This window comes from Mycobacterium sp., assembly GCF_049280035.1.
Classification (GTDB): Bacteria; Actinomycetota; Actinomycetes; order Mycobacteriales; family Mycobacteriaceae; genus Mycobacterium.
On sequence record NZ_JBAPPI010000787.1, the window covers coordinates 1 to 1,638 of the forward strand.

Genomic DNA, 1,638 nt, shown 5'->3' on the forward strand with positions numbered 1-1,638 from the left:
GATCAAACGCGTACGATCAGCGCCCCGACCCGGCCCGAGACCGGCCGCGAGCACAGCACCGACGAGTCTGGACCCCGACGCCGCCAAGACGCCGGCGGCGGCCGCCCGGCGACCCTCGGCGGTGGACAGGTCCGCGACGATGTCGGCCTGCTTGATGTCCACCCCGATCACCGTGTGGCCGGCATCGCACAGCTTGTGCGCGACTTTTTGCCCCATGCCTGAGGCCGATCCGGTGACCGCGTAGAGGCCCACGACCGCGTCTCCTTGTCACCTCGCCACGCGTGGGTCCGCGGTGCGCAGTTCGTAGTTTTCGATCTTTGGTTTGTTGAGCATATTGCGATGCCTGGTGGGCGTGAACGGCCACACCTCGGGTAAGCCGTTCTTGCCGAGATACCAGCTGTCGCAACCGCTGGCCCAGGCCGTGTCCGGCATCGCGGCCGCCAATGCCGAGTTGAATTTCTCGGTCGCGGTGGTCGTCGGCTCTACCGTGTCGAATTCGTAGCGCTGCCAGCGACGGACCCAGCTCACGATGTGATTCGCCTGCGATTCAGCGACCGCGGTCAGCGGGAAGTTGCCGACCGGGCTGTGCGGACCGAGCAGCATGAAGAAGTTCGGAAACCCTGGCATCGCAACGGTTTCGAATGCGTGCGGGCCGTCGCGCCAGGCGTCGTCGAGCCGGATTTGGTCGCGGCCGATCACTTGCATCGGCCGCATGTAGGCGTGCGCGTGGTATCCCGTCGCCAGCACGATCACGTCGACCTCGTGGAATCGACCGTCTTGGGTCACGATGCCGCGGGGTTCGACGTGGTCGATGGCGGCGGAGACGAGTTCGACATCGTCGTGCTGGATTGCCCGGTAGAAGCCGCCCGACAGCACCAGCCGCTTGCACATGGGCGCGTAATCCGGGGTCAAGACCGCCCGCAACTGCGGATCCCGCACGGTGCGAAGGTTCGCTCGGCACACGGCGGACACCAGCCGTCGTTGCCATCCCGGTCTGGTCATTGCCGCCGCGAACACTTCGAACGCCACCCAGTATCCGTAGTAGGACAACTTGTCCAGCCAGGGAAACACGCGGTGCAAGAAGCACGTCAGCCGCGGATAGGGCGGGTTCGGTAGTGGGAATACCCACTGTGCAGTGCGCTGGAAGAGGCTCAGCCTGGCGGGGATGCCGGCCAATCGCGTGATGAGCTGGACGCCGGTCGAGTCGGTGCCGATTACCGCGACCTGCCGATCACGCAGTTCGACGCCGTGGTCCCAGCGCGCCGAATGGAACGCCGAACCCGAGAAGGAGTCCAGCCCTCGGATCTCCGGAAGCTTGGGATGGTGCAGGAATCCGGTGGCTGATATTAGAAAATCGACCCGAGACTCTTCTCCGCTGTTGGTGCGCACAATCCAGCGTTGACCGTCGAACCGAGCACTCTCGACCTCGGTGCCGAAGCGGATTCGCTCCGAGATCGCGTACCGGCTGACCATGTCGGTGAGATACGCCTTTATCTCGGGGCCAGGCGAAAATAGATGGCTCCATTTAGGATTAGTCGCGAACGTGAACTGGTAGAACCGTGACGGGACGTCACACGTCAGCCCGGGGTAAGTGTTCTCTCGCCAAGTGCCACCGACGTCGTTGGCTTTCTCGTAGAC

At 64.0% G+C, this 1,638-nt stretch carries 1 protein-coding gene and 1 pseudogene; both read right to left on the minus strand.

The window, feature by feature from the left end; genetic code table 11:
* Nucleotides 1–252, minus strand: a pseudogene (locus WAN71_RS25030) (NAD-dependent epimerase); the annotation flags it as partial.
* A 15-nt stretch (nucleotides 253–267) separates the two neighbouring features.
* The coding region (locus WAN71_RS25035) for a flavin-containing monooxygenase (protein WP_422227907.1) at nucleotides 268–1,638 on the minus strand (1,371 nt) is incomplete at its 5' end.